Origin of the sequence: Nitrosovibrio sp. Nv17 (genome assembly GCF_900119085.1) — a bacterium.
Classification (GTDB): Bacteria; Pseudomonadota; Gammaproteobacteria; order Burkholderiales; family Nitrosomonadaceae; genus Nitrosospira.
Genome location: NZ_FPIQ01000039.1, coordinates 1 through 6,564, shown reverse-complemented (window position 1 = coordinate 6,564; position 6,564 = coordinate 1). Strand labels below are relative to the sequence as shown.

Genomic DNA, 6,564 nt, shown 5'->3' with positions numbered 1-6,564 from the left:
CAAGAGCAGTACGCCCATGCAGGCCATGAAACAGTGGTATCAGTCGCACCCGCATCTGTTTAACAAGCGACCATATGATCGTCCGGGATGCGACACGTAGGTCTTCCCTACACCAGGGGCAGCGCCCAGGAAAACAGTCAGTCTGCCGGCAGCCTGGCGCCGTAGTTCTCCAACGAGGGCGTCAGCTTTTTCTGTATTCTCAGACCCCATGGCTACCTTTTCAATTCACTGTGCATTCAGAACGGTAAGTCGGAAGTTCGCGGTGTGCAAGCAAGGCCGCGATTTAAGGCTGGTGCCATGCGCGGGCGGCCAAAGCAGCCGAGGGCATCGGCTGAAACAGCAGGATCACTTCCCGCCTGTGACCCCGTCCCAGTAACAGCGCGAAATCCAAGGCGCGAACTCCGCTGATGACAATCCGCATGGGTTGCCGAAATCCAGCACAGAACATGCGGACCACCGCCCGACCCACGGTGTTGGCGGGAAAGAACGATTGGAACAAGCGCCCGCCAGGCCTGCTGTTCGTCGTGACGGCAATGCGATCGACCTCGCAGGCGATGCCCACGCACATCACCGATGATCCCTCATACCCTGAGCCATCATCGGTATGGGCTCCTTGCTGTGCTCTTCTCAATGTGGCCAGTTCGCAATGACTTCCATGACTTGACCCGGTTCCTCGCATGTGTGCAGCGCCTTTCTGAACGCCTTCTCCGAAAAAAGTGAAGCGACGTGAGCAAGCACGTCCAGATGCTCCTGCGTCGCGGGCGCAGGCACCATCAGCGCCACGATGTCCGAAACCGGCTCACCGTCGGGACTGTCGAACACGAGCGCCGGAGCCAACCTGAGGTAGAGCAGACGAATCCGCTCCAGCTCGTTCACACGGGCATGCGGAATCGCTACGCCACAACCAAGTGCCGTTGATCCAGCCGCTTCACGGCGATGGAGTGCCGATGCAACCGACTCCGCCGATATCCCATGAAGGGCCTGCATGTGCTGACCGATGGCCTCGAAGACTTCGCGCTTGCTCGCGGCCTTGAGGCCCAACAGGATGTCTCTTTCATCCAGGTGCTTGCTCAACGTGCTCATGCGCCTCCCGTTCTTATCGTTGAGGAACCGCCGATTCGCTCTGTGCCCCCGCCGCAGGGGTGGCCGGGGCCGCCTTGTGCGCATCCAGAGCGAGATTGAGCTTCAGTACGTTGACCCGTGCCTGCCCCAGCACACCGAGTTGTTTGTTCTCCGTGTATTGGACGACGAGCCCTTCGACAATGCTCGGCTCCAGGCCGCGCGCACGAGCCACCCGCGCGACCTGGACCGAGGCACCTTCGGGGCTGACGTGCGGGTCGATGCCTCCTCCAGACTGGGTGATCAGGTCGTTCGGCACCGCGGATGGCTCGATGCCCTCACGCTGGGCGACGGCCGCGCGCGTTTCTTCCAGGCGCTTGCGCATGTCTGGGTTGGTCCGCGCCTGGTTGCTGCCAGCCAGTGACATCGTGTTGTAGCTGGCGGCAGAGGGGCGTGGCTGGAAGTACCGCTCGCTGACGAAGGGCTGGGCTACCAGTTCGGAGCCAATCACCTTGCCATCGAGTTCGACGATGCTGCCGTTGGCGGTTGAGGGAAACAGCGCCTGCCCGATGCCAACGCCGGCGAGCGAGTAGAGAAAGCCGAAGCCAGCCAGGGAGAGAACCGTCAACCCGATAGCGCCACGCCAGACCCCACGGTCTGCTACCGGTGTGTCATCAGGACGGCCCTTGTGTGCCCGAGAAGTGAGAGAAGTTGTCATGGTCATGGGAAGTTCCTCAGACGTTGAACAAGGCCGACAGAATCACGTCGATGAGCTTGATCGCGATGAATGGAAGCACCACGCCACCCACGCCGTAGATCAGCATGTTGTTGCGCAGCAGATGGGTGGCGCTGGCCGGCTTGAAGCGAACACCACGCAATGCCAGCGGAATCAGCGCGGGAATGATGAGCGCGTTGAAGATCAGCGCCGACAGCACGGCACTGGTCGGGCTCGTCAGGTTCATCACGTTGAGCGCCGCCATCGACGGAATGGCCGCAGCGAACAGCGCCGGCAGGATGGCGAAGTACTTCGACACGTCATTGGCCAGCGAGAACGTCGTCAGCGCACCGCGTGTGATGAGCTGCTGCTTGCCGATCTCGACCACCGCGAGCAACTTGGCCGGGTCGGAGTCCAGATCGACCATGTTGCCGGCTTCCTTGGCGGCCTGCGTGCCGGAGTTCATGGCCAGACCCACGTCGGCCTGGGCCAGCGCCGGTGCGTCGTTGGTGCCATCACCCACCATCGCCACGAGGCGTCCGCCAGCCTGCTCCGCGCGGATACGGGCGAGTTTGTCTTCCGGCTTTGCCTCGGCGATGTAGTCGTCCACGCCGGCATCGGCGGCGATGTTGGCTGCGGTCAGTTTGTTGTCGCCGGTGATCATGACGGTCTTTACCCCCATCTCGCGCAGGCGGGCAAAGCGTTCCTTGATGCCGCGCTTGATGACGTCTGACAGTTCGATGACGCCGAGCACGTGCCTGCCGTCGCTCACCACCAGAGGCGTTGCCCCCTTGCGAGCGACATCATTGACACGCGCTTCGAGTTCGGCCGGAACGTGGCCGTCCAGCGACTTGACATGCTTGATGATGGCGTCGATGGCCCCCTTGCGGATCACACGCTCACCCGGCAGGTCCACACCTGACATCCGGGTTTGCGCGGTAAAGGCCACGAAGTGCGCCTGTTCCGGATCGACGAGCTTCTCACCCTTCTCGCGAGCGAGCTTGACGATCGACTTGCCTTCCGGCGTGGGATCGGCCAGCGAGGCCAGCAGAGCGGCCTGACGCAGCTGGGTGCCGTCCACACCTGCAAGCGCATGGAACGCCGTGGCCTGACGATCGCCGTAGGTGATCGTGCCCGTCTTGTCCAGGAGCAACACGTCCACATCGCCTGCCACCTCCACGGCTTTACCGGACTTGGCCAGCACGTTGGCCTTGAGCGCGCGGTTCATGCCTGCGATGCCAATGGCAGGCAACAGGCCGCCAATGGTCGTGGGGATGAGGCAGACCAGCAGCGCCACCAGCAGCACCACGTTGATCTCGACGCCGACGAAACCGCCGATAAAGGGCAGCGTGACGACCACGATCAAGAAGGTCAGGGTCAGGACGGCGAGCACGATGCCCAGGGCGATTTCGTTGGGCGTTTTTTGCCGATTGGAGCCTTCGACCAGCGAGATCATGCGGTCCAGGAAGCTGTGGCCCGGCTCTGCCGTGACGCGCACGACGATGCGGTCGGACAGCACCTTGGTGCCGCCGATCACGCCGGAGCGGTCAGTGCCGGCTTCACGCAGCACCGGCGCCGATTCGCCGGTCACGGCCGCCTCGTTGATGGTCGCCACGCCTTCGACGATTTCACCGTCGGCTGGCACCAGTTGGCCTTCCTCCACGACCACCAGATCGTCGGGCCGAAGCTCGGTAGCAGGCACCGTGGTTTCCTTGCCCGCCTTGTCGAGCCGACGGGCGACCAAATCCTTGCGCGCACGGCGCAAAGAGGCCGCCTGACCGCGCCCACGCGCCTCGGCGACGGCTTCGGCGAAGTTCGCGAACAGAACGGTCACCAGCAGGATCAGCGTCACGGACCAGCCGAAGCCGGCGGTCGTCCATCCTGCGAGGGTAGCAATGGCCGTCAAGACCGTACCGAGCCAGACGACGGCCATCACGGGATTCTTCACGGCGTGCTGGGGCGCCAGCTTCTTGAATGAATCGATGAGCGCAGGCTTGAAGCTGTGGCCTTCGGTCACCGGGGCGTTTGCATGTGTGGTACTCATTTTCAGATTCCCTTTACCGAGCCAGCAGTTCGGTCAGCAGCAAATGGTCAGCCACAGGGCCAAGGACCAGCACTGGCATGAACTGCAACAGCGTGAGGATGATGACGATGCCAATCAGCGTCAGAGCGAATGTCGGCGTCTCGACGTGCAAGGTGCCGGAGCCTTCCGGTGCGCGCCGCTTGGATGCCAGCATCGCGGAGATGGCCAGCGGGATCACCAGCGAGGGGAAGCGCCCCAGGGCCAGCACGATCGCGCAGCTCACGTTCCACCACACCGTGGCGTCACCCAGGCCCTCGAAGCCCGATCCGTTGTTGGCGAAAGCCGAGACGTATTCGTAGAAGACTTGGCTGATTCCGTGAAAGCCGGGATTCGAGTTCCCTGTAATACTGGGGATAGCCAGCGTGATCGCGGTAAAGCCAAGGATCACGAGCGGCTGCAGCAGCACCAGAATCGCCAGCAGTTTGACTTCCGGCCCCTCGATCTTTCGGCCAAACAATTCCGGCGTGCGGCCGGTCATCAGGCCGGCCAGGAAGACCGCCAACATCAGGTAGACCAGGAACTGCATCAGGCCGCAGCCCACACCGCCCCAGATGGCGTTGATCAGCATGTTGATCATCGACATCATGCCGGTGAGCGGCGCCGAGGAATCCAGCATCAAATTGACCGAGCCATTGTTGATCTGCGTTGTGGTGGATGCCCACAAGGCCGATGCTTCAGCACCCAGCCGAACCTCCTTGCCTTCCATCAGCGCGACATCCAGCGTGGTCGCGGAATTGTTCTCCGACCACAGGCTGATGCCAGCCGTCAGCACCGACATGGTGAGCATCGTGCCGAGGACCATCGCGCCGAACTTGCGCCGGCCCGTGAACGGCGCCACCATGAAAATGATCGAGACCGGGATAAGGGCAATCGCAAACACTTCGAGGAAGTTGCTCAGCGGTGTCGGGTTCTCCAGCGGAACCGTGCTGTTGGGGCCGTACCAGCCACCGCCGTTGCTGCCCAATTGCTTGATGGCCACCATCGGGGAGACCGGGCCCAGCGGGATCTTTTGTTCCTTGAACTCGGCCGTGGCCTCCACTGGACTTGCGACGGGGCCGGCGGCCAGCGTCGCTGGAACGCCTTGCCAGGTCAGGAGCGCCGACAATACCAGGCACAGCGGAAGCACGAAGCGCAGCGTTGCCCGCGTCACGTCGGCCCAGTAGTTGCCGACATCAACGACGACCTTGGCATCTGTCGCTTTGACTTGGGCGGAATCCTGCGACATGGCCTGCCGGCCACCGAACAAACCGCGCAGCGTGGCCGCCACCATCGCCAAGCCCATGACAGGCGTGACGACCTGCAGGCCGACGATGCCGGTCATCTGCGACAGGTAGGACAGTTGTGCTTGGCCCGAGTAGTGCTGCTGGTTGGTGTTCGTGAGGAACGAAACCATGGTGTGCAGGGCCAGGTCCCAGCTCATGTTCGGCACGCCGTCCGGGTTGAGCGGAAGCCAGGCCTGCGTCATGAAGATCACCCACACCACAATTGCGAGTAGCAGGTTGGACAGCAGGAATGCGCCCGCATACCCACGCCAGCTCATGCCGACATGAGGGCGGGTGCCAAGCGCTGCATAAATGGGGCGCTCGATCCATGAGAACAGCGCATCGCTGCGCATGGGGGCGCCACGCATGACCGCGGCAAGATAGCGCCCCAAAGGCCAGCCCACAACGAGGAGCAGGGAAAGTAGGAGAAGTGGCTCAACCATGATTTGATACTCCGTGGATGCCAGCGAGGCGTGAGGTCAAAGACATGGGGAACTCCTAGAAGGACGCCTGCAGCGCAAATTCCGCGCGCGAGCCAGCCATGCCGGGGAACAACTGCTTGGTCGCCGAGTCGGTGCCATGCAAGGTCAGGCGAGCCTCGAAGGGCGCCTTGAACGCCCAGACGACGCCAATGGAGCCGTGGGTGTAGCTCTTCGCATAGGTGCTATCGAGGAAGTAGCGCGCCAGGGTTCCCTCGACCCGCCATGTGTCGTTGATCGGGTAGCGCGCACCTACGAGTGCATAGGTGCCGGTGGTCTTGCTTGCCATGGCGTTCGTGGAATGCCCCACGGCGACCCAGTAGTTGTCGCGCCAGGTCACGGCGGCATTGACCTCGTTCCAGTTCAGGTTCACATCGGAGCCCGGGTACTGGTAGCGCAGGTAGTAGACGTCGAGCGCCCAGTCCTGGGCGACTTTGCCGCTCCAGCCCAGCGCAATGTCGAACTCACTCGACGCGCCGTTGTCGGGCTTGAACTTGACGTTCGAACCCCACACCGAGGCATAGAGACCGGACTCGTGGGCGTACTTGAACGACCCTTGAATGGCGGGCTTCTCGCGGGTCTGGGAAGACCCTCGCCACACGTAGTCGGAAGTCAAGGCCACGCTGCCAGTTGTCGCATCCCGGACGATCATATGGTCGCTTGTTAAACAGATGCGGGTGCGACTGATACCACTGTTTCATGGCCTGCATGGGCGTACTGCTCTTGAGCGCTGATTGCGGCAATTGGTGGTTGTACAGCGCCACATAGCGCAACAAGGTTTGCTCCATGTCCTCGCGGCTGTTGAACCTGTGGGTCTTCAGGACGTCTGCAATACGCCCATTGAACCGCTCCACCATACCGTTGGTTCTCGGTGTTCTGGGCTTGGTCAGCCGGTGCTCTATGCCCAGCTCCTGGCACAGTTGATCGAACTCATGGTTGCCGCTGGGTTCGCGTTCCCGGCTGGCA

The 6,564-nt window shown here is 62.3% G+C and carries 5 protein-coding genes and 1 pseudogene; all 6 read right to left on the bottom strand.

What is annotated here, in order from left to right; translation table 11 throughout:
• Positions 1-627: 627 nt before the first annotated feature.
• Positions 628-1,083 (bottom strand): PTS sugar transporter subunit IIA, encoded by a 456-nt coding sequence (locus tag BT108_RS13075; RefSeq protein WP_072294998.1) that lies wholly within the window; start codon positions 1,081-1,083, stop codon positions 628-630.
• A 13-nt stretch (positions 1,084-1,096) separates the two neighbouring features.
• Positions 1,097-1,783 carry a potassium-transporting ATPase subunit KdpC gene (kdpC, locus tag BT108_RS13070; protein ID WP_083566462.1) on the bottom strand — a complete coding sequence of 229 codons (687 nt, stop codon included), beginning with the start codon at positions 1,781-1,783 and terminating at the stop codon, positions 1,097-1,099.
• Positions 1,784-1,793: 10 nt separating this feature from the next.
• Positions 1,794-3,818: a potassium-transporting ATPase subunit KdpB gene (gene kdpB / locus BT108_RS13065; RefSeq protein WP_072294997.1), complete on the bottom strand. Its 2,025-nt coding sequence runs from the start codon at positions 3,816-3,818 to the stop codon at positions 1,794-1,796.
• A gap of 13 nt (positions 3,819-3,831) precedes the next feature.
• Positions 3,832-5,562 carry a potassium-transporting ATPase subunit KdpA gene (gene kdpA / locus BT108_RS13060; RefSeq protein ID WP_072294996.1) on the bottom strand — a complete coding sequence of 577 codons (1,731 nt, stop codon included), beginning with the start codon at positions 5,560-5,562 and terminating at the stop codon, positions 3,832-3,834.
• A 55-nt stretch (positions 5,563-5,617) separates the two neighbouring features.
• Positions 5,618-6,250: a TorF family putative porin gene (locus BT108_RS13055; protein ID WP_083566460.1), complete on the bottom strand. Its 633-nt coding sequence runs from the start codon at positions 6,248-6,250 to the stop codon at positions 5,618-5,620.
• Positions 6,231-6,564: pseudogene (locus BT108_RS13050) on the bottom strand (integrase core domain-containing protein); the annotation flags it as partial. The gene BT108_RS13055 and the pseudogene BT108_RS13050, both read right to left, overlap by 20 nt.